This window comes from Streptomyces sp. NPDC043908, assembly GCF_056435525.1.
The window spans coordinates 81,418-102,735 of the sequence record NZ_JBWKEI010000002.1 but is presented as its reverse complement, the minus strand read 5'-3'; the positions used below and the strand labels follow the sequence as shown (position 1 = coordinate 102,735).

The window sequence follows — 21,318 nt, the reverse complement described above, 5'->3', positions numbered from 1 at the left end:
GAGAGGCCCGATGTCTGATCTGTCGAATGCCGGCGCCAAGAAGGCGGGCAGTAGCGACAACAACTCGGCCTCGTCCCACACGCTTCTGGAAGGGCGGCTCGGGTATCACCTTGAGTCCGCCCTTCTGGTGCGTGCGCTGACCCATCGCTCCTACGCGTACGAGAACGGCGGTCTGCCGACCAACGAACGGCTCGAGTTCCTCGGGGACTCGGTGCTCGGTCTGGTCGTCACCGACACGCTGTACCGCACCCACCCGGACCTCCCGGAAGGCCAGCTGGCCAAGCTCCGGGCCGCGGTGGTCAACTCTCGTGCGCTGGCGCAGGTGGGCCGCGGGCTCGACCTCGGCTCCTTCATCCGGCTCGGCCGGGGCGAAGAGGGCACGGGCGGCCGGGACAAGGCGTCCATCCTCGCCGACACCCTGGAAGCGGTGATCGGCGCGGTCTATCTGGACCAGGGTCTTGGGGCGGCTTCCGAGCTCGTCCACCGGCTCTTCGACCCCCTGATCGAGAAGTCCTCGAACCTCGGGGCCGGCCTGGACTGGAAGACCAGTCTCCAGGAGCTCACCGCGGCCGAAGGCCTCGGCGTTCCGGAGTACCTGGTCTCCGAGACGGGTCCCGACCACGAGAAGACCTTCACTGCTGCCGCCCGCGTCGGTGGTGTCTCGTACGGCACCGGCACCGGCCGCAGCAAGAAGGAAGCGGAGCAGCAGGCCGCGGAGTCCGCGTGGCGCGCGATCAGCGCGTCGGCGGACGAGCGGATCGCCCGGGCGAAGGCGGAGGCCGAGGCCCCCGCGACCGAGCCGGACGGCGGGACGCCGACCCCCGCCGCCGACCCGGCAGCCTGACCGTTTCCTGGACCCCTGCCCGCACGGATTCCGTGCGGGCAGGGGTTTTTCGTGCCCGCGCCGCACCGCCGCGTCCGGCCTCCGCCCCGGTCGCCGCCTCCCCGCGCGCCGGACCGCGGAGGGGTCCTGGGCGCGGGACCGGGGGAGGCGCGGGATACCCTCCAAGCACCCGTCGACCCGCGACCTCACCGGAGGAGCCCGTGCCAGAACTCCCCGAGGTGGAAGTGGTGCGCCGCGGACTGGAGCGCTGGGTGGCCGGGCGGACCGTGGACGCCGTAGAGGTCCTGCACCCCCGGGCGGTCCGCCGCCACCCGGCCGGCGCGGCCGACTTCGCGGCCCGGCTCGCGGGGCACCGCATCGGGGTCCCCCGGCGGCGCGGGAAGTACCTCTGGCTCCCGCTCGCCGACACCGGGCAGTCCGTGCTCGGGCACCTCGGCATGAGCGGGCAGCTCCTCGTCCAGCCGGAGAGCGCGCCCGACGAGAAGCACCTGCGGATCCGGCTGCGCTTCCAGGACACGGCCGGCACCGAGCTGCGCTTCGTCGACCAGCGGACCTTCGGCGGACTCTCGCTGCACGACAACACTCCCGACGGGCTGCCCGACGTCATCGCGCACATCGCGCGCGACCCGCTCGACGAACTCTTCGACGAGGCCGCCTACTTCACCGCGCTGCGGCTGCGCCGCACCACCGTCAAGCGCGCGCTCCTCGACCAGTCACTCATCAGCGGGGTCGGCAACATCTACGCCGACGAGGCCCTGTGGCGCGCCAAGGTGCACTACGAGCGCCCCACTTCGACCCTCACGCGCCCCAAGTCCGCCGAACTCCTCGGCCACGTACGGCAGGTGATGACCGAGGCGCTCGCCGTCGGCGGCACCAGCTTCGACAGCCTGTACGTGAACGTCAACGGGCAGTCGGGGTACTTCGACCGCTCGCTCGACGCGTACGGGCGCGAGGGCGAGCCCTGCCGCCGGTGCGGCACCGCGATGCGCCGGCGCCCGTGGATGAACCGGTCCAGCTACTTCTGCCCGCGCTGTCAGCGCCCGCCGCGCGCCGCGTCGTAGCGCTCGCGCGCCTTCAGGACCGACGGCATCCGGTCCTCCATGAGGTGGATAAGGCTCAGCAGCCGCTCGGCGACCTCGGCGCCCAGCGGGGTCAGGGTGTAGTCGACGCGCGGCGGATTGGTCGGCTGCGCCTCGCGGTGGACGAGCCCGTCGCGCTCCAGCGCCTGGAGGGTCTGGGAGAGCATCTTCTCGCTCACCCCGTCGACCCTGCGCCGCAGCTCGTTGAAGCGGAAGCCGCCCTCGTGGAGCGCGCCCAGGGTGAGGCTGCCCCAGCGGCCGGTGACGTGCTCCAGGGTGCCGCGCGAGGGGCACGCCTTGGAGAAGACGTCGAACGGCAGGTCCGCGGGGGCGGTGGCGGCGGTCTCTTCCCTACCGGTCTCTTCCATACCTCACACCATACGATGAGACAGCGCTAACCAGAAGTTAGCGCTGTCTCGGGTGTGGTAAGCAGTACGGGTACGGGCGCCAGCTGCTCAGACGCCAGGTGTTCAGAACGCCAGCCGCTCAGAAGCCGAAGAAGTGAAGGGCCGGTCCTCTGACCTGGGGCCCCGTAATCGATCAACGCTGCGACCTGCGATTTAGCCGTCGGTGGTTGTCAGCGTTGGTCGTCGTTGAGCACCCTTCGACGGCCCAGCGACGGCCCGCATCGTCGCCGGTGGGCTGGAGTGTCAGTGTCACGCCTTAGCCTGCTGGGAGCAGGGTAGCTGCGTGCGGTACTAGGAGAAGGGGAGGCAGTTGGCTTCGTGGGTTACGCCGCTTCTGGGTGGTGTGGGCGTTGTCATAGCAGCGGCGGCAGGGCCCTTGGTCACCGGCACAATTCAAAACCGTCGTGATGCGAGGCTCATCGCTGATCTTGAGCGCAATTGGGAGCTGCTGGGCAAGCTGCAAGCGGAGCAGCCCGATCACTGGACTCACGAGATTGCTCAACTAGATGCCCTGATCCGCAACCAGGTTGCTGCGGTGGCATCGAGGCAAACTCGGTATGTCGCCCATCGTCGTAGCTGGAGCGCCTTGGGCGCCGTATGCATGATCGTGGTGTTCGCGGTTCCACTGCTATGGCTGCTCGCTCTGCTCCATGCCTGGTGGTCATGGACCCTATTCGCCGGTTTGCTGCTCCTCGCCGTCATCCTCTGCGGGATCGGGCTCTACCAGACCTTCAACCCGCCAGAAGATCCGGCACCAGAGAGCGACTCGGGCGGCGGTGAACAATGAGGTCGGTGGAGCGGCTTTGGGCTGGAGCTGCTTTGGGGCGAGTGATCATGGCCCCGTAAGCTTCCGGCGAGTCGGGCAGTCTGTGGACCTGCCCGTTAAAGCACGACGTTGGGGCCATGATCTTAGAGGCTCGCCCCAAAGTGGCTGCCTAAAGCCGTGGAGCCGACCGCCCCAGCCACGACGTGTTCTGACCTCATGCCCGTATGCCTGCCTCTTGGGCGGGAGCGGGCGGCCGGCGGTGCCGAGCGGGGCGGAGACATGAGCGCGGGCGCCGCCGGCCGCCCGCGCCCGCCCGGAGGAGCGAAGCGACGACGGGTGCTTGATGATGTAGAGAAACCCGTAACGGCTCAGTTGGCCCGACTGAGGGACGTCAGGTGATCAAGGTACTCGCGGCCAACCGGTTCGGTGGCGTAGTCCTTGTTGACGATCGTGGCCAATTCGCGGCTGACCATGAGGAGCGACGGCAAGGATTGCCGTTCCCCCTTCAGCGCCCACTCGCCGTAGTTGACTGCCTGGTCGAGATTGCCCTGCCGGGCTGCGACGACGCCCAGCGTGATCCGTGCTTCGGCCATCCGCATTGGCGATCGTTCCGTGCCGTCGAAGTCTGTTCCAGCTCTGATCACCTCGTGCGCAAGGGTCTCTGCGAACCGATCTTCTCCGAGTAGCCGGTAGCAGTCCATCGCGTAGAAATCGAACTTGGCTGGGTCCACTACGAAGTGGTGATCAAGGTTCTCCGGGTAAGGAAGCCCTTCAAGCAACTTCCGACCACGATCTAGGGCTACCTCCGTCTGCCGCCGATCCCCCAAGCGAGCCCACCCTTTCGCCTCCTGGGCCGCGAGTTGGACGGCCACGCCATGGTTCGGCGCTGCTTCAGTGCCCGCTTGGGAGGCGGCAAGAATCCCTCGATAGTCACCGGTCGTCAGGGCGAACCATGCCCGCATCTCATGGGCCCACCCAGAGATCTCAGAGTTCCCGGCCTCGCTCGCGAGGGAGAGTGCTGCCCGGCGGGTGCTCTCGGCGGCGGCACGGTCACCCATGTCGTACTCGACGCATCCGATCAGAAGAGCCAGCCACCCTGAAAGCGTCAGTACCTCCCGGTGCTGTGCCAAGGTAAGCCGCTGGCCTTGCAGCCCGGCTACACGCTTGAGCCACTGCCGCCCTTCCATCGCGAGCTGGCCACTCGGGAGGTGCGGGTACTCAGAGCACAGGCGGTCGGTGGTGATCCGTAGTGCGTCCAGCGTCGCGCTGTCCACGTCTGATGCCTGCAAGCGGCTGATGATGTCCAGCGTCTCCATGCCGCTCACGGCAACGATCTCGGCGTTTCCGTCCCGGCGGCTTGCTACAGGAAAGATCGCGTGAGTCACCGTGCCGAACATCGCGGCAATGATCGGTTGGTAGAACTCGCTCGGGGTGACCTCACCCGACTCCCAACGCTTCCACTGCCGGAGCATGCTCGGCCCCTCGGGCAACTTCTTCGGGGAGTGTGCCCGGAGCGCTGCCACCGCCTCAGCCTGGGACCACTGCCGAGCCTCACGTTCGGCCGCGATACGTCGCGCCCATGTCGGTCGTTCGTCGCTCATGCGCTGCCCTCCCGTCGGGATGCCTGAGTCGAGTCTGGCACCTCAAAGGCCGGTGACACGGGGGGTGACAGGGGGTTGGCACCACGGCTGTCCCCTGGTGACACCGGGCTTGTCACTAGTAGGGGGATCACGCAGCGCGCATGGTGGATCACACGTTAGGCGCTGCCCTTGTGATCGGCTCGCTTCTCCAACTCGGCCACTCGGGCAGCAAGCTGTCGAATCTCGGAGTGGATGGCCATGATCTCGTCGCGCTCGACTGGCCCGTTAGCTCGCGTTACCGCACTGGCCTCGTTGGGCGGAGCCTTGACGAAGTACCCCCGCGTCGGCACCGACTCGATCAGCCCCTCAGCGACGAGGATCTGGAGCGCCTGGCCCACGGTCACCGTCGTGACCTCGAACCTATTGGCCATTTCCCGCAGCGTCGCCAGCCGATGGCCTGCCGGGAGTTGGGCGCCCGCGATCTCCCCGCGCAGAACATCAGCGATCTGCACTTTCTTCGGACGGGGATCGTCGGCGGCAACAGTCATGCGCACGAGTCTACGACTAGCACAAGCTAGCGCAACGTAGTGCACCAACTCTTGTGATCTAGTCTGACATATAGCAAGCTATGTCATGAGCCCGGAGGGCGGCGCATCTACCGCCAAGCAGCTTCGCCGCCCTCCTTCGTCCCACGAAGGGAAGTTCCATCATGCCTGCGACGCGTACCGGCTCGCACGTCTCGTACTTGTCCGCGACGTCCTTGGCGTTCTGGGACGTGGGTGTCCCGCAGACTCCGACTCCGTGCATGGCGTGCGGGCTTCCCCGCGCTGGCTGGGGCTGGGTAGAGCGGGATGGCCTCGGTGTCCTGGTGCATGACTTCGAGGGTGAGCAGGTGCCGTGCCCAATGGCGGTTCCATGGGACTGGGAGACCGGGGAGAGTGTCACCGCGACCGCCGAGGCGGTGTCGGCATGACTGCCCCCGTCGTGGTCCCGCTGACCAGCCGTTCCCGTCCCTCTGCACAGCCTCCGGCCAAGCTTCCGGCGCCCTCCCTTCTGGCGGGGGTGCGTGTGGCCCGTGGCTGGTCGCAGCTTCAGGTGATCCGCTCATTGCTGTTACTGGCTGAGCATTGGGGCTGGCAGATCGCATCTGAGACCTCATTGAAGGTTCAGCTCTCCCGGTGGGAGAACGGTGCCAACGTTCCGAACCCGACCTATCAGGTCCTGCTCTGCGCGGTGCTGCGGGCTACTCCGGCCGACCTGGGCTTCGGGCCTGTCGCTCGTCCGTCTGCTCCCCTCGCTGGCGACGACATCGCGACCCTCACCGACCGCGTACAGGCCCTGGAGACGCTCGTAATGCAGCTTGCTGTGCGACTCGGGGAGGTGGCCGCATGACCTCCGGGCCGCAGCCGGTACACGCCCTGCCCCTGGTGGGGGTCGCCGCGTGAGCATCACCTACCCAGTTGCCCCGGCCGCCCTTGCAGATGTGGCGGCGGCTGTGGGCACCGACCCGATCACCCTGGCTGATGCGCTGCGGGTGGTGAACAACCCGGGCTTCGAGCGCTGGCAGGAACAGGTCCGGCGTACCGGTGGCTGTGCTCAGCCGATCCACCTGTGCGGCTACTCGCGCACTGTAGACACGCGTACGGGGGAGTTCTTCGAGTACTCCACGAGCAGTGAGCCCGGTGGTCGGCTGCGGATCGCGTGCGGCAACCGGCGGGCCTCGCGCTGCCCCTCCTGCGCCTGGATGTACGCCGGGGACACCTATCAGCTCATCATGGCCGGACTCGTCGGCGGCAAAGGCGTCCCCGGCACCGTGACCGATCACCCTCGCGTCTTCGCCACCCTCACCGCCCCCTCGTTCGGCCCCGTCCACAACCGGCCCGCTACCGGGCACTGCCGCTGCGGCGCCCTGCACGGGGAGGACGACCCCCGGTTAGGCACGGCCCTGGACCCGGACCGCTACGACTACGCCGGGGCGGTGCTGTGGAACAACCACGCCGGGGCCTTGTGGCAGCGCTTCACGATCTACCTGCGCCGGGAGGTCGCAAAGCGCGCCGGACTGACCCAAGCCGAGTTCAAGGATCATGCGCGGGTCTCGTTCGGAAAGGTCGCGGAGTTCCAGAAACGCGGCGCTGTCCACTTCCACGCGATCATCCGCATCGACGGGCCTACCGGATCGGACTCCCCGCCCCCGGCCTGGGCCACGGTGGCGCTCCTCGACGACGCGATCCGTGCCGCTGCTGCCCGTGCCACCGTCCCGCTCGGGCCTGCCGGCGCTTTGCCCGCCCGGACCTTGCGGTGGGGTACGCAGATAGACGTGCAGCCCATCAGCTCCCTGGAGGGCCAGGACGAAGTGTCGGAACAGGCGGTCGGTGCCTACGTCGCCAAGTACGCCACCAAAGCCGCCGAGACCACCGGCACCCTCGACCGCCGCATCGGAGAACTGGCCGAACTCGACAGGCATCCGGGCCTGCCCGACCACACCCGGCGCCTCATCCAAGCCTGCTGGGACCTGGACGCGACCTATCCGGACCGCCTGCTCGCGCACTGGTCCCACATGCTCGGCTTCCGGGGCCACTTCTCCACCAAGACCCCGCAGTACTCGACCACCCTGGGAGCTCTGCGCGGGGCACGGGCCGACTGGCGCGCCCAGCAAGAACGCCACGAACGCGGCCTTGCCGACCCCGACCCCGACTCGGAGGACGACGCGGAGCAGGACACGACGCTCGTCCTCGCGCACTGGGAGTACGCCGGGCAAGGCCACACGCCTGGTGAGTCCTGGCTCGCCGCATCCATCGCCCGGGACATCAAGCGCAACCGCGACACCGCACGCGAAGCACTCGCCCAACTCGACGACACCGGGGAGTGGTGACATGAAGCGACCCCTCCCCGAGCGCTACCTCACGCCGCCCGACCTCGCCGATCTCTTCGGCGTTCCTCTCGAAACGATCTACCAGTGGCGCCGTAAGCGCACAGGGCCTCGGGGCTTCCGCGTCGGTGTTCACCTCCGCTACGACCCCGAAGACGTCCGGGCCTGGGTCGCATCTCGAATGGAAGGAGCCGCTTGATGGCCGGTCACGTGCAAGACCGCTGGTACAAGGTAGAGCCGGGGCCGGATGGCAAGCCCATCAAGGTCAAGACCGACCGCTACGGCACGGGCCTGCGCTACCGTGCCCGCTACGTCGGCCCGGACGGCACCGAGAAGAGCCAGTCATTCCCCGACAAGCAGAAGCGCCGGGCGGAGACGTGGCTCTCCAACATCGAGGCCGACATGTCGCGCGGCGACTACATCGACCCTGACGCCGGGAAGATCACGTTCAAGCAGTACGCCACACAGTGGATGACCACCCAGGTCACCGATCCCGCCACGCGTGAGTCAGTCGAGATGCGGCTGAGGCTCCACGCGATCCCACACCTGGGGGCGCGCCCCATCGGCTCGTTCAATCCCACGCACCTGCGGCTGTGGATGCGGATCTTGGAGGACGCGGGCCTTTCGCCTGCTTACCGGCGGGGGATCTTCGCCCACGTCTCAACGGTGTTCACCGCAGCCGTTGAAGACCAGATCATCCGTGCGAACCCCTGTAGTGCCCGGTCGGTGAAGGCGCCTCGGCTCGACCCTCGCAAGGTCAAGCCCTGGCCTGCCGACCGCGTCATGGCTGTACGCGCCGCTCTGCCGGATCGGTACGCAGCACTCATCGAGCCTGCTGCCGGGTGCGGGATGCGACAGGGCGAGGTGTTCGGTCTCGCCGTAGAGGACGTGGACTTCCTCGGCAGTGTGGTTCACGTCGTGCGCCAAGTGAAGCTGCTCCACAACCGTCCAGTGTTCGCCCCGCCGAAGGGTGGCAAGGAGCGGGACGTACCGCTGCCTGAATCGGTCGCCTTCGCGCTCGCTGGCCACCTCACGCGGTACCAGGCGAAAGAGATCACCTTGCCGTGGAAGACCCAGGGCGGGCCGCCCGTCACAGCAACTCTGATCTTCTCCAGCCCGGAGGGGCTCTCGCTGAACCGGAATCGGTTCAACCATCGGGAGTGGAAGCCCGCGTTACGTGCTGCGGGAGTTCCGGCCGGACGCGACAACGGAATGCACGCGCTGAGGCACTTCTACGCCTCGGTGCTCCTGGACGCAGGGGAGAGCATCAAGGCACTTAGCGAGTACCTGGGGCACCATGATCCTGGATTCACGCTGCGGACCTACACGCATCTGATGCCTGCCAGTGAGACCCGTACCCGGACCGCCGTGGATCGCGTCTTCAAGCACCCAGGTGCTACGGACGACGGCCCCGAGGCGGCCCAGACCGGTTCATAGGCCCCTGACCTGCGGCTACCTCAGAAGCCGAAGTCCTGCGTCCACCACGGGCCGCCCTCGCCCAGGTGCACGCCGACGCCCAGCGTCTTGTAGTCGCAGTTCAGGATGTTCGCCCGGTGGCCGGGGCTGTTCATCCAGGCCTCCATGACCGCCTTGGCGTCCGCCTGGCCGCGCGCGATGTTCTCGCCGCCCAGGTTGCCGACGCCCGCCTTGGCGGCCCGGTCCCAGGGGCTCCTGCCGTCCGGGTCGGTGTGGTCGAAGAAGCCGCGCGCCGCCATGTCGTCGCTGAACGCGGTGGCGAGCGCCGCGAGCGAGGCGTCGGCCTTCAGGGGGCTGCACCCCGCCTGCGCGCGCTGCTGGTTCACCAGCGAGACGACGGTGGCCGCGGCCGCCTGCTCGGCGGTGGGGGCCTCGACCTGCCGCTGCTCCGGCGCGACCGTCCTCGCCCTGGACGGGGTCGCGGACGGCGTGGCCGTCCTGGGCGCGGCCGCCGGGGCCGAGGGCTTCTCCTGCTTGCGGACCGGGGCCGGGGCGGCCGAGGACGGCTTCTGGGAGGGCGTGGCGGAGGGGGAGGTGAGCGGCGCGTGGGTGCTCGGCGAGGTGACCGGCGCCGAAGGAGCGGCGCTGGTCGGCTGCGCGGACTGCCCGCCCTGCTGGCGCAGGTCGGAGGCGCCGCCGCCGGCCTGGACGTGCTCGCCCGTGGATCCGCCGTTGAGCTCGAAGGAGGAGCCGCCCGGCAGCAGGCCGGAGGCTATGGCCACGGCGCCCACCGCCACGGCGGCGGACGCGCCGAGCAGCCCGGTGCGTACGGGCGCGGCGGGCCGCTTCTTGGCGGGCTCGACGGAGCGGCGATGGCGTCCCATCTGCGGGCCTCCCTCAGTGCTTCAGTGCTGCTCTTCGCTCAGTGCTGCGGTCCCTGGGCCCCGGATCCCGCGGGTGACGGACGCTGGTCCGAACGGGTGAGGCTCATTGCGTCGGGACTGTACGCCATGGCGCAAGAGGGCGAAGTGCTGCGTGAGCTATTGGCCGGTTAGCGTGCACCCATGAACGAAGATGCACGGCTGACCGCCTGGGTGCGCGGCCGAGTACAGGGAGTGGGCTTCCGCTGGTTCACCAGGGCAAACGCTTTGGAGATCGGCGGCCTCGTCGGGTTCGCCCTCAACCTCGACGACGGCCGGGTGCAGGTCGTGGCCGAGGGGCCGCGTGATAATTGCCACCGTCTGCTGGAGTGGCTGAGGGGCTCCGACACACCCGGCAGGGTCGACGGCGTCACCGAGATCTGGGCCACACCGCGCGGCGGCTACGACGGCTTCGCCATCCGCTAGGCCCCCCGGGGCGCGGGCAGGGCGGGCCGGGGAGGGCTTGCCGTCGGCCGGTCCGGTTCCGGGGCCCCTGACCTCGTACGACTTCGTTGTTGCCAATCCGGGCCGGGCGTGCAAGGCTGCCGCTAGAAGGAAGATCTCCACGCCCCCAGGGCTCCGAGGAGAGGCCTCGCCGGACGCGTTCCGGCTCGACGGCCCCCGGATTGCCCGCCGATGCGGGGCGTGATCGTGTTGACCGTCAAACTTTTTGGTGAGACGCTGAAAGCCCCGCGCACCTTAGCTGTTTGGCATGAAGAACCGCAGTCGAAGTCCAAACATCGCGGGTGCGATTCCCTCACGACCCACACCGCTTCGGTCGGTCACTCATTGTGGAGGACCATCCATCATGGCAAAGGCGCTTCTCGGTTACGTCGGCGGTTCCGACCCGCGACTCCTCGCCGAGATGCGACGGCTCCAGCAGCGTGTCCAGGACCTTGAGTCCGAGCTCGTACGGATCCAGTCCGAGAAGGACGCGCTGTCCGCTGCCGTCGCTTCGCACCGCGGAGACTCGCTGCTCGAAGGCATCGACATCGACGTACCCCAGGCGGAGCCTGCGCTCACCTGATTCCGGGCCGCGCCCGAAGGCCCGTAGGTGAGATCCACTCTCCCGAGATAGATATGCAAGGGACGCCCCTGGCGTCCCTTCTTTCTTTCCCGGCCCTCCCCGGGCTTCCCGGCCCTCCCCGGGCCGCCGCCACCCCTCATCCGCCCGTGCGTCCTTCTCCCGTCCTTCTCCTCGGGGTTGCCCTGTGTGGCCAGAGGTGAAACCGCCGGGGCCGCGGCTTCCCGGGGCGCGGGCGGGGGCGCAGAGTAGAGTCCGACGGCGTGCACCTCAAGGCCCTGACCCTGCGCGGGTTCAAATCCTTCGCTTCCGCGACGACTCTGAAGTTCGAGCCCGGCATCACCTGCGTGGTGGGCCCCAACGGCTCCGGCAAGTCCAACGTCGTGGACGCGCTGTCCTGGGTCATGGGCGAGCAGGGCGCCAAGTCGCTGCGCGGCGGCAAGATGGAGGACGTCATCTTCGCCGGGACGACCGGCCGCCCGCCGCTGGGCCGCGCCGAGGTCTCCCTCACCATCGACAACTCCGACGGCGCCCTGCCGATCGAGTACGCCGAGGTCACCATCACCCGGATCATGTTCCGGGGCGGCAGCAGCGAGTACCAGATCAACGGCGAGACCTGCCGGCTGCTCGACATCCAGGAGCTGCTCTCCGACTCCGGCATCGGCCGCGAGATGCACGTGATCGTCGGGCAGGGCCAGCTCGACTCGGTGTTGCACGCCGACCCGATGGGCCGGCGGGCCTTCATCGAGGAGGCGGCCGGCGTCCTCAAGCACCGCAAGCGCAAGGAGAAGGCGCTGCGCAAGCTGGACGCGATGCGGGCCAACCTCGCGCGCGTGCAGGACCTCACCGACGAGCTGCGGCGCCAGCTCAAGCCGCTGGGCCGGCAGGCCGCCGTCGCGCGCCGGGCCGCCGTCATCCAGGCCGATCTGCGCGACGCCCGGCTGCGGCTGCTCGCCGACGACCTGGTGCGGATGCGCGGGGCGCTGCGCGCCGAGATCGAGGACGAGGCGGCGCTCAAGCAGCGCAAGGACAGCGCCGAGGCCGAGCTGAAGGCCGCCCTCGCGCGCGAGGCGGAGCTGGAGGAGGAGGTCCGCGCGCTCGCGCCCCGGCTCACCCGTGCCCAGCGGACCTGGTACGAGCTGTCGCAGCTGGCCGAGCGGGTGCGGGGCACGGTCTCGCTGGCGGACGCGCGCGTGAAGAGCGCCACCGCCCAGCCGCCCGAGGAGCGCCGGGGCCGCGACCCCGAGGACTTGGAGCGCGAGGCGGCCCGGATCCGGGAGCAGGAGGCGGAGCTGGAGGCGGCCCGCGAGGCGGCCGAGCGCGCTCTGGAGGACACCGCCTCCCACCGCGCCGAGCTGGAGCGGGAACTCGCGCTGGAGGAGCGGCGTTTGAAGGATGTGGCCCGGGCCATCGCGGACCGGCGCGAGGGCCTGGCGCGGCTGCACGGCCAGGTCAACGCGGCGCGGAGCAGGGCGGGTTCGGCGCAGGCGGAGATCGACCGGCTCGCGGCGGCGCGGGACGAGGCGGGCGAGCGCGCGGCGCTGGCCCAGGAGGAGTACGAACAGCTGAAGGCCGAGGTCGACGGCCTGGACGCGGACGACCACGAGCTCGGCGAGGCCCATGAGCGCGCCAAGCGCGAGCTGGCCGAGGCCGAGGCGGCCCTCGGCGCCGCCCGCGAGGCGGCCACGGCCGCCGAGCGCAAGCGCGCCGCGGTGTCCGCGCGCCACGACGCGCTCGCCCTGGGCCTGCGCCGCAAGGACGGCACGGGCGCCCTGCTCGCCGCCCAGGACTCCCTCCAGGGACTGCTCGGCCCCGCCGCCGCCCTGCTCACCGTCGCGCCCGGCTACGAGGTGGCGGTGGCCGCGGCCCTGGGCGCCGCCGCCGACGCGCTCGCGGTGTCGGGCCCCGCCACCGCCGCCGAGGCGATCCGGCTGCTGCGCAAGCAGGACGCGGGGCGGGCCGCGCTGTTGGTGGGCGGGCTGCCGGGACCCGAGGAGCCCGAGCCCGTACGGCCGGGGGGGCCTCCGTACGCGGCGGACCTGGTGCGCGGCCCGCAGGAGCTGCTGCCCGCCGTGGGCAGGCTGCTGCGCGGAATCGTCGTCGTGGACACCCTGGAGGACGCCGAGGACCTGGTCCACGCCCGGCCGGAGCTGACCGCCGTCACCACCGAGGGCGACCTGCTCGGGGCGTACTTCGCGCAAGGGGGCTCCGCCGGGGCGCCCAGCCTCCTGGAGGTGCAGGCCTCCGTCGACGAGGCCGCCGCCGAGCTCGCGGAGCTGGCGGTGCGGTGCGAGGAGCTGGCGCGGGCCCAGCGGACGGCGGGGGAGCTGCGCGCCCGGTGCGCCGAGCGGGTCGAGGAGCTGGGGGAGCGGCGGCGGGCCGCCGACCGGGAGAAGTCGTCCGTCGCCCAGCAGCTCGGCCGCCTCGCCGGGCAGGCCCGCGGCGCCGCGGGCGAGGCCGAGCGTACGGCGGCGGCCGCCGCCCGCGCCCAGGAGGCCCTGGAGAAGGCGCTGGAGGAGGCGGAGGAGCTGACCGAGCGGCTCCTGGTCGCCGAGGAGATGCCGGTGCAGGAGGAGCCCGACACCTCCGTACGGGACCGGCTCGCCGCCGACGGGGCCAACGCCCGCCAGACGGAGATGGAGGCCCGCCTCCAGCTGCGTACGCACGAGGAGCGGGTCAAGGGCCTGGCGGGGCGGGCCGACGCGCTCGACCGGGCCGCCCGCGCCGAGCGGGAGGCCCGCGCCCGGGCGGAGGAGCGCCGCGCCCGGCTGCGCCACGAGGCGCGGGTGGCCCGGGCCGTGGCGGCGGGCGCGCGGACGCTGCTCGCCCATGTCGAGGTCTCGGTGGTGCGGGCCGAGCGGGAGCGGGCGGCCGCCGAGGCCGCGAAGGCCGTACGCGAGCAGGAGCTGGCCGCCGCCCGGGCCACCGGCCGCGACCTCAAGGGCGAGCTCGACAAGCTGACGGATTCGGTGCACCGCGGCGAGGTACTCGGCGCCGAGAAGCGGCTGCGGATCGAGCAGCTGGAGACGAAGGCGCTGGAGGAGCTGGGGGTGGAGCCGGCCGGTCTGATCGCGGAGTACGGGCCCGACCAGCCGGTGCCGCCGTCCCCGGCCGCCGAGGGCGAGGAGCTTCCCGAGGACCCGGACCACCCGCGCAACCGCCCCCGGAGTTTCGACCGCGCGGATCAGGAAAAACGGTTGAGGTCAGCCGAACGGGCGTACCAGCAGCTGGGAAAGGTCAACCCGCTCGCGCTGGAGGAGTTCGCGGCTCTGGAGGAGCGGCACCAGTTCCTCTCCGAGCAGCTGGAGGACCTGAAGAAGACGCGGGCCGACCTTCTTCAGGTGGTGAAGGAGGTGGACGAGCGGGTCGAGCAGGTGTTCACGGAGGCGTACCGGGACACGGCCAGGGAGTTCGAAGGCGTGTTCTCGCGGCTCTTCCCGGGCGGCGAGGGGCGGCTGATCCTGACCGACCCCACCGACATGCTCGCCACCGGGGTGGACGTGGAGGCACGCCCGCCGGGCAAGAAGGTCAAGCGGCTCTCGCTGCTCTCGGGCGGTGAGCGGTCGCTGACGGCCGTGGCACTGCTCGTGTCGATCTTCAAGGCGCGGCCGAGCCCGTTCTATGTGATGGACGAGGTGGAGGCGGCGCTCGACGACACCAACCTCCAGCGGCTCATCCGGATCATGGAGGAGCTCCAGGAGTCCTCGCAGCTGATCGTGATCACGCACCAGAAGCGCACGATGGAGGTCGCGGACGCGCTGTACGGCGTGTCCATGCAGGGTGACGGCGTCTCCAAGGTCATCAGCCAGCGCCTCCGCTAGCCCACCTAACCCATCTTCAAGACTTGAACAAGCACGACACGCCAGGGTCACTCAATTCACATCTCTTGCCCTATTGACTTCGAAACTTGAAGGCATAGTCTCTGCAACGTTGCTTTTTCCTTCAAGTGGTGGGTGACCCGAAGTTGTGCGCCACTTGAAGTGCCCCCAACGCCCGGCGACGCTGCCGGGCGGCCCCAGGAGTTCACGTGACCAGCACTACGCAGCCACCGGCCTCGGGAGCCCGTACGGCGCATCCCGAGCACCTCGCCCACGTCGTCTTCATCGCGGCGGCGGCAGCGATGGGCGGTTTCCTCTTCGGCTACGACAGCGCCGTCATCAACGGCGCCGTCGAAGCGATCAGGGGCCGCTACGACATCGGTTCCGCGGCGCTCGCCCAGGTCATCGCGATCGCTCTGATCGGCTGCGCGATCGGCGCCGCCACCGCGGGCCGGATCGCGGACCGTATCGGCCGCATCCGCTGCATGCAGATCGCCTCCGTGCTCTTCACCATCAGCGCCGTCGGCTCCGCGCTCCCCTTCGCCCTGTGGGACCTGGCCTTCTGGCGCATCATCGGCGGCTTCGCCATCGGCATGGCCTCGGTCATCGGCCCCGCCTACATCGCCGAGGTCGCCCCCGCCGCCTACCGCGGCCGGCTCGGCTCCTTCCAGCAGGCCGCCATCGTCATCGGCATCGCCATCTCGCAGCTGGTCAACTGGGGCATCCTCAACGCCGCGGGTGGCGACCAGCGCGGAAAGCTGATCGGCCTGGAGGCCTGGCAGGTCATGCTCGGCGTGATGGTCATCCCCGCCGTCCTGTACGGCCTGCTCTCCTTCGCCATCCCCGAGTCGCCGCGCTTCCTCATCTCCGCGGGCCGCGACGCGCGCGCCCGTGAGGTGCTCAAGGAGGTCGAGGGCGACATCGACCTCGACGCCCGCGTCGCCGAGATCGAGCACGCCATGCGGAGCGAGGAGAAGTCGAGCTTCAAGGACCTGCTCGGCGGCTCCTTCTTCTTCAAGCCGATCGTCTGGGTCGGCATCGGCCTCTCGGTCTTCCAGCAGTTCGTCGGCATCAACGTCGCGTTCTACTACTCCTCCACGCTGTGGCAGTCGGTCGGCGTCGACCCGACGGACTCGTTTTTCTACTCCTTCACCACGTCGATCATCAACATCATCGGCACCGTGATCGCGATGATCTTCGTCGACCGGATCGGCCGCCGGCCGCTGGCGCTCATCGGCTCGGTCGGCATGGCCCTCGGCCTCGCCCTGGAGGCCTGGGCCTTCAGCTACGACCTCGTGGACGGCAAGCTGCCCGCCACCCAGGGCTGGATCGCCCTGGTCGCCGCCCATGTCTTCGTGCTCTTCTTCGCCCTGTCCTGGGGCGTCGTGGTCTGGGTCTTCCTCGGCGAGATGTTCCCCAACCGGATCCGCGCCGCCGCCCTCGGTGTCGCCGCCGCCGCGCAGTGGATCGCCAACTGGGCCATCACGGCGAGCTTCCCGTCGCTGGCCGACTGGAACCTCTCCGCGACCTACGTGATCTACACGATCTTCGCCGCCCTCTCGATCCCCTTCGTACTGAAGTACGTCAAGGAGACCAAGGGCAAGGCGTTGGAGGAGATGGGCTAAACCCCGCTGCCCTCTCTCCTCGACACACGTACTGCCCCGGCTCACCCATGGAGCCGGGGCAGTACGTCGTCGGTGAACAGGCGCAGACTGCGCCACCCCTCCTCCAGCGGCATCCCGCCGCACAGAGGGTGCAGCACCAGGCTCTCGGCGCCCAGCGCCGCGCACTCCTCGGGCGTCACGATCCGGTAGACGCCCTCCGCGCGCAGCTCCTCGACCGTGGCGGCCGTCGAGCGGACCGCCGAGCGGATGTCCTTGGACTGCCAGGACGCGTACATCCGCGCCTCGTGCAGGAAGTGCTCTCCGTACAGCGCCCAGGCCCGGTCCGGGTCCTCACTCAGATGGAGCAGCGGCGTGCTCTCGGCGGGCATCATCGTCCAGCCCTCGGTGCCGTGCGCGGCCAGCTGCTCGCGGTAGTACGCCTCCACCTCCGGCAGGTGCGCGCTCGGGAAGAACGGCAGCCCCAGCCGGGCCGCCCGCCGCGCCGCCGCCTTCGACGAGCCGCCCACCAGCAGCATCGGGTGCGGCTGGGTGAAGGGGCGCGGGGTGACCCGCACCGTACGCCCCTGGTAGGTGAACGGCTCGCCCGTCCACGCCTTCAGCAGGGTCTCCAGGAGCAGGTCCTGGAGCTTGCCGCGCCTGCCCCACTCGACGCCCGCCTGCTCGTACTCCTCGGGCCGGTAGCCGATCCCCGCGACCGTCACCAGGCGCCCGCCGCTGAGCAGGTCGAGCACCGCGATGTCCTCGGCCAGCCGCAGCGGGTCGTAGAGCGGGCCGATGATCGCGGAGACGGTGACCGCGATCCGGCCGGTCGCCCCGAAGACCGCGCCCGCGAAGGCGAACGGGGAGGGCAGCCAGCCGTTGGCGGCGCCGTGGTGCTCCTCGGTCTGGACGGTGTCGACGCCGTGCGCGTCGGCGTACGCGGCCATCTCCACCGCGGCGCGGTAGCGGGCCGACAGCTTCTCGGGCGGCTCGTGCGGGGCCACCAGGTTCATGCGTACGACGGTGAACGGCATGGCAAAGTCCCCCTCCGCCGGGCGGGCCGGGTCCGGGTGGAACCGGTGGGATCCGATGGGACCCGATGGAACCCGATGGAGGGGGACGGTAGCTGACGAGGCGTCAGACAGCCAGGGGTGCGGGCTCCTCGGCCGTCTCGTCCTCGGCCGGGGCCGGGACGGCGGGCTTGGGCAGGACCACGTACAGCAGCCCCGAGACCACGATGGTGGCCACCCAGCCCAGGCCGTACTCGCCGACCGGGTTGTTCGCGGCGAGCGGGCCGGTGAACCAGTCCGAGGTGGTGAAGAGCAGACCCGAGCCCAGGCCCACCGCCCAGGCGGCGACGGCGGCGGGGGAGAAGCCGCCGGTGTACCAGTAGGCGCTGGTGGGCGTGGTGTCGAGCAGCGCCTTCGCGTCGTACTCGGTGCGCCGCAGCATGTCCGCGCCGAAGACGCCGACCCAGGCCGAGAAGGCGACGGCCAGCAGTGAGAGGAAGGCGATGAAGGAGCCCATGAAGCTCTTGGCGACCAGCATCAGCACGCCGCCGAAGGCCAGCGAGATCACGGCGTTGACCGAGACCGCCCAGTGGCGCGGGATCTTGAAGCCGAGGGTCTGCGCGGTGAAGCCGGCCGAGTACATCGACATGGAGTTGATCAGCACCATGCCGACCAGCGCGATCAGCAGGTAGGGCACCGCGATCCACAGCGGCAGGATCTCGCCGAGGAAGGAGACCGGGTCGGCGGCCGAGGCGAGGTCCGGGGTGGAGACCGCCATGACCGCGCCCATCAGGACCATCGGCAGCACGACGATCCCGGCGCCGCCGACGGAGCTCGCCACCATCGCCCTGGACGAGGCCGTGCGCGGCAGGTAGCGGGTGAAGTCCGGGGCGGACGGGATCCAGCTGACACCGCCCGCGGCGATCAGCCCGGTGCCCGCGACCATCAGCGACATCTTCCCGGCCGGACGGTCGAAGACCTCGCTCCAGTCGGTGTTCAGCGCCAGATAGACCAGCACGAGCACGGAGAACGCGCCGAAGAGGTAGGTCGCGTACTTGTTGCACTTCTGGACGACGTTGATGCCCAGGCCCGAGATCGCGAAGGTCGTCACCACGAAGAGCAGCAGCGTCACGATGATCAGGAAGGTGTTGCTCTTGATGCCGAAGACGATGTCCAGGACGGTCAGCATCGCGTAGGCGCCGGTGACCGCGTTGATCGTCTCCCAGCCCCAGCGGGCGACCCAGATCAGCGAGCCGGGCAGCAGGTTGCCGCGCTGGCCGAAGACCGCGCGCGAGAGCGCCATACCGGGCGCGCCGCCGCGCTTGCCGGCGATGGAGATGAGCCCCACCAGGCCGTAGCTGACGACGGGCGCGGCGACCGCGACGACGATCGCCTGCCAGAAGTTCAGCTTGTACGTCACGACCAGGCTCGCGCCCATCGTGAGCAGCAGCACGCTGATGTTGGCGGCGACCCAGGTCGGGAAGAGCTCGCGGGTTCTGGCGGTGCGCTCGCTGTCGGGGACGGGCTCAAGGCCACGGGTTTCCAGTGCGCCTTCGGACTGGGAGGTGGTGCTCATGGGGGTGCGGTTGCCTCTCGCTCGGCTCCGGGGGGAGCCGGTGGGGGTCATCTCGGGGGACTCTACGCGCGTTGATGCCTCCTCTTCCATCGTAACTTAATACGACGATTGCCCCATAGTTCCCTTTGATCTTCATGGGAAGACACGAGCGGGGCCCCGCGACGGGCCATGACTGATACTGGGGACGTTATGGAATTCGTCATCCTTGCCGTAGTCATCGCCCTGGTCGCGGTCGGCGCGATCAGCGGGCTCGTGGTCAGCAGCCGCAAGAAGAAGCAGCTGCCGCCCACGGCGCCGCCGTCCACGCCGACCATCACTGCCCCGCCCGCCGAGCCGCACGTCGGCGACGACGCCGCGGAGAGCGCCGAGGAGCAACGCCGCGCCATCGAGGAGATCGCCCTCCCCGAGGCGCCGGCGAGCCCCGTCGTGGTCGAGGAGGCGCCCGTCGAGGCGCCCGCCGCACCCGCGATCGAGGTGCCCGAGCCGACGGCCGGCCGCCTCGTCCGGCTGCGCGCCCGGCTCGCCCGCTCGCAGAACTCGCTGGGCAAGGGGCTGCTCACGCTCCTGTCCCGGGACAACCTCGACGAGGACACCTGGGAGGAGATCGAGGACACGCTGCTCACCGCGGACGTGGGCGTCGCCCCGACCCAGGAGCTCGTCGAGCGGCTGCGCGAGCGCGTCCGGGTGCTCGGCACCCGCACCCCGGCCGAGCTGCGCGCGCTGCTGCGCGAGGAGCTCGTCGCGATCCTCCGGCCCGACTTCGACCGCACGGTGAACACCGAGGGCAACACCACCGAGGGCGGCGCCGAGGTCCCCGGCGTCGTGATGGTCGTCGGCGTCAACGGCACCGGCAAGACCACCACCACCGGCAAGCTCGCCCGCGTGCTCGTCGCCGACGGCAAGTCGGTCGTCCTGGGCGCGGCGGACACCTTCCGCGCCGCCGCCGCCGACCAGCTCCAGACCTGGGGCGAGCGCGTGGGCGCCCGCACCGTGCGCGGCCCCGAGGGCGGCGACCCGGCGTCGATCGCCTTCGACGCCGTCAAGGAGGGCATCGCGGAGGGCGCGGACGTCGTCCTCATCGACACGGCCGGACGGCTGCACACCAAGACCGGGCTCATGGACGAGCTCGGCAAGGTCAAGCGCGTCGTGGAGAAGCACGGGCCGCTCGACGAGGTCCTGCTCGTCCTCGACGCGACGACCGGGCAGAACGGGCTGGTCCAGGCCCGGGTCTTCGCCGAGGTCGTCGACATCACCGGCATCGTGCTGACCAAGCTCGACGGCACCGCCAAGGGCGGCATCGTCATCGCCGTGCAGCGCGAACTGGGCGTGCCGGTCAAGCTCATCGGGCTCGGCGAGGGCGCGGACGACCTCGCGCCGTTCGAGCCGGGGGCGTTCGTGGACGCGCTGATCGGGGAGTAGCGACCGAGCCGGGCGCGCGGGTTCCCACCCGCGGGCCGCGGCCGCCAGGCGTCCCGGAAGGGGTCCACCGCACGGACGCGGTGGGCCCCTTCGTCCGTGCTGCCTCACCCCGCGCCGGGCTCCTCGGGACGTGGTCCGGTGCAGGCGCCCCTCAGGAAGGCGCCCGGTGGCAGATGTACGCCAGGGTGCCCAGCAGCAGGCGGGCCTCCGGGGGACGGGTCGCGGTGTCCAGGGACGGGGGGCGCAGCCAGTGGACGTCCCCCGACGGGGGCGCCTGCACGTACTCCCCGGGACCCGGGCAGACCAGGTCCAGGTCGGCGTCGTCCCAGCCCATCCGGTAGAGCAGGCGCGGCAGTTCGGCCGCCGCCCCCGGGGCCACGTAGAAGTGCGTACGGCCCGCCGGGGTCGTCGAGACGGGGCCCAGCGGCAGCCCCATCCGCTCCAGGCGCACCAGCGCCCGCCGCCCGGCCGGCGCCGCCACGTCCAGGATGTCGAAGGTGCGGCCCACCGGCAGCAGCACCGAGGCACCCGGGCACTCCGCCCACGCCTTGCCGACCTCGTCCAGCGTCGCGCCCGCCGGCACCTCCGGGACGAACGCCAGCGGGTGCGCCCCCGGCTCCGGGCAGACCGGATCGCCGCAGGAGCACTGGCCGGACAGCTCCCGCGCCCCCGGGGCGACGTCCCACCCCCACAGGCCCGTGTACTCGGCCACCGCCGTGACCTCGGTCGCGCGGCCGCGGCGCCGCGGGACGGGCCGGATTTCGCGGATCCCCCGGCCGCCGCCGATCGTGAAGCCCATGCCCCCTCCAACGGGTGATTGCCGACGGTGGTTACGTTCCGGAGTTCCCCGATCGCGCACTGCTCACCCAGCGGCTCGCGGCGGAAGGGAAGGTGGTGCGAACCGGTCCGCGCGCCCCGGCGTGCACCGTTCCACCGACTCCGTGTCGACCTGTGTCAAGTGAATCGCGCACGGCGGTGAGGGAGTT

At 70.4% G+C, this 21,318-nt stretch carries 19 protein-coding genes; 12 read left to right on the top strand and 7 right to left on the bottom strand.

Annotated elements, in window-relative coordinates; all coding sequences use genetic code 11:
• The first annotated feature begins 10 nt into the window (after positions 1-10).
• Together rnc and mutM are read left to right on the top strand one after the other, a co-directional pair.
• Entirely contained in the window at positions 11-844 is an 834-nt protein-coding gene (gene rnc / locus AC069K_RS04770; protein WP_358833533.1) for a ribonuclease III, read from the top strand.
• A gap of 200 nt (positions 845-1,044) precedes the next feature.
• A complete protein-coding gene (gene mutM, locus AC069K_RS04765) occupies positions 1,045-1,905 on the top strand; it encodes a bifunctional DNA-formamidopyrimidine glycosylase/DNA-(apurinic or apyrimidinic site) lyase (protein ID WP_478612144.1) in 861 nt (286 codons plus the stop codon).
• Here the strand turns inward: mutM and AC069K_RS04760 are convergent.
• On the bottom strand, positions 1,878-2,291 hold the full coding sequence (locus tag AC069K_RS04760; RefSeq protein WP_478612142.1) for a winged helix-turn-helix transcriptional regulator: 414 nt from the start codon (positions 2,289-2,291) through the stop codon (positions 1,878-1,880). The genes mutM and AC069K_RS04760 overlap by 28 nt on opposite strands.
• A 415-nt stretch (positions 2,292-2,706) precedes the next feature.
• Here AC069K_RS04760 and AC069K_RS04755 point away from each other — a divergent pair, with 415 nt between their 5' ends.
• Positions 2,707-3,117: a hypothetical protein gene (locus AC069K_RS04755; protein WP_478612140.1), complete on the top strand. Its 411-nt coding sequence runs from the start codon at positions 2,707-2,709 to the stop codon at positions 3,115-3,117.
• 347 nt (positions 3,118-3,464) lie between these two features.
• Here AC069K_RS04755 and AC069K_RS04750 read toward each other — a convergent pair whose 3' ends face one another.
• Together AC069K_RS04750 and AC069K_RS04745 are read right to left on the bottom strand one after the other, a co-directional pair.
• On the bottom strand, positions 3,465-4,697 hold the full coding sequence (locus tag AC069K_RS04750) for a helix-turn-helix domain-containing protein (RefSeq protein ID WP_478612138.1): 1,233 nt from the start codon (positions 4,695-4,697) through the stop codon (positions 3,465-3,467).
• A 155-nt stretch (positions 4,698-4,852) separates the two neighbouring features.
• Positions 4,853-5,224, bottom strand: a complete 372-nt coding sequence (locus tag AC069K_RS04745) for a GntR family transcriptional regulator (protein ID WP_478612136.1) — start codon at positions 5,222-5,224, stop codon at positions 4,853-4,855.
• Positions 5,225-5,645: 421 nt separating this feature from the next.
• On the opposite strand from AC069K_RS04745, the gene AC069K_RS04740 reads away from it, so the two are divergent.
• The 4 genes from AC069K_RS04740 to AC069K_RS04725 are packed head-to-tail and all read left to right on the top strand — an operon-like array spanning position 5,646 to position 8,982.
• Positions 5,646-6,068, top strand: a complete 423-nt coding sequence (locus AC069K_RS04740; RefSeq protein WP_478612134.1) for an XRE family transcriptional regulator — start codon at positions 5,646-5,648, stop codon at positions 6,066-6,068.
• A 49-nt stretch (positions 6,069-6,117) separates the two neighbouring features.
• Positions 6,118-7,548: a replication initiator protein RepSA gene (gene repSA, locus AC069K_RS04735; protein ID WP_478612132.1), complete on the top strand. Its 1,431-nt coding sequence runs from the start codon at positions 6,118-6,120 to the stop codon at positions 7,546-7,548.
• Position 7,549: 1 nt separating this feature from the next.
• On the top strand, positions 7,550-7,744 hold the full coding sequence (locus tag AC069K_RS04730; protein ID WP_478612130.1) for a helix-turn-helix transcriptional regulator: 195 nt from the start codon (positions 7,550-7,552) through the stop codon (positions 7,742-7,744).
• Entirely contained in the window at positions 7,744-8,982 is a 1,239-nt protein-coding gene (locus AC069K_RS04725; protein ID WP_478612128.1) for a tyrosine-type recombinase/integrase, read from the top strand. The genes AC069K_RS04730 and AC069K_RS04725 overlap by 1 nt, the downstream gene beginning before the upstream one ends.
• A gap of 20 nt (positions 8,983-9,002) precedes the next feature.
• On the opposite strand, the gene AC069K_RS04720 is transcribed toward AC069K_RS04725, so the two are convergent.
• Positions 9,003-9,845, bottom strand: coding sequence for a CAP domain-containing protein (locus AC069K_RS04720; RefSeq protein ID WP_478612126.1), 843 nt, complete (start codon positions 9,843-9,845; stop codon positions 9,003-9,005).
• Positions 9,846-10,025: 180 nt separating this feature from the next.
• Between AC069K_RS04720 and AC069K_RS04715 the strand changes: the two genes are divergently transcribed.
• The 4 genes from AC069K_RS04715 (at position 10,026) to AC069K_RS04700 (ending at position 16,348) form a co-directional block, all read left to right on the top strand.
• Positions 10,026-10,307: an acylphosphatase gene (locus AC069K_RS04715; protein ID WP_358833529.1), complete on the top strand. Its 282-nt coding sequence runs from the start codon at positions 10,026-10,028 to the stop codon at positions 10,305-10,307.
• A gap of 382 nt (positions 10,308-10,689) precedes the next feature.
• Positions 10,690-10,908, top strand: a complete 219-nt coding sequence (locus AC069K_RS04710) for a hypothetical protein (protein ID WP_067164723.1) — start codon at positions 10,690-10,692, stop codon at positions 10,906-10,908.
• Positions 10,909-11,168: 260 nt separating this feature from the next.
• Entirely contained in the window at positions 11,169-14,726 is a 3,558-nt protein-coding gene (smc, locus tag AC069K_RS04705) for a chromosome segregation protein SMC (protein WP_478612123.1), read from the top strand.
• 206 nt (positions 14,727-14,932) lie between these two features.
• Positions 14,933-16,348, top strand: coding sequence for a sugar porter family MFS transporter (locus AC069K_RS04700; RefSeq protein WP_358833527.1), 1,416 nt, complete (start codon positions 14,933-14,935; stop codon positions 16,346-16,348).
• Between the two features lie 41 nt (positions 16,349-16,389).
• Here AC069K_RS04700 and AC069K_RS04695 read toward each other — a convergent pair whose 3' ends face one another.
• Both AC069K_RS04695 and AC069K_RS04690 read right to left on the bottom strand, forming a co-directional pair.
• Positions 16,390-17,361 carry an LLM class flavin-dependent oxidoreductase gene (locus AC069K_RS04695; RefSeq protein ID WP_365107072.1) on the bottom strand — a complete coding sequence of 324 codons (972 nt, stop codon included), beginning with the start codon at positions 17,359-17,361 and terminating at the stop codon, positions 16,390-16,392.
• A gap of 103 nt (positions 17,362-17,464) precedes the next feature.
• Positions 17,465-18,913 (bottom strand): cytosine permease, encoded by a 1,449-nt coding sequence (locus AC069K_RS04690; RefSeq protein WP_478612120.1) that lies wholly within the window; start codon positions 18,911-18,913, stop codon positions 17,465-17,467.
• 189 nt (positions 18,914-19,102) lie between these two features.
• Between AC069K_RS04690 and ftsY the strand changes: the two genes are divergently transcribed.
• Positions 19,103-20,332, top strand: coding sequence for a signal recognition particle-docking protein FtsY (gene ftsY / locus AC069K_RS04685; protein WP_365107077.1), 1,230 nt, complete (start codon positions 19,103-19,105; stop codon positions 20,330-20,332).
• 151 nt (positions 20,333-20,483) lie between these two features.
• Here ftsY and AC069K_RS04680 read toward each other — a convergent pair whose 3' ends face one another.
• The gene (locus AC069K_RS04680) at positions 20,484-21,131 is read right to left on the bottom strand and encodes a bifunctional DNA primase/polymerase (protein ID WP_478612118.1); all 648 of its coding nucleotides are present in this window, start codon (positions 21,129-21,131) and stop codon (positions 20,484-20,486) included.
• Positions 21,132-21,318: the final 187 nt, after the last annotated feature.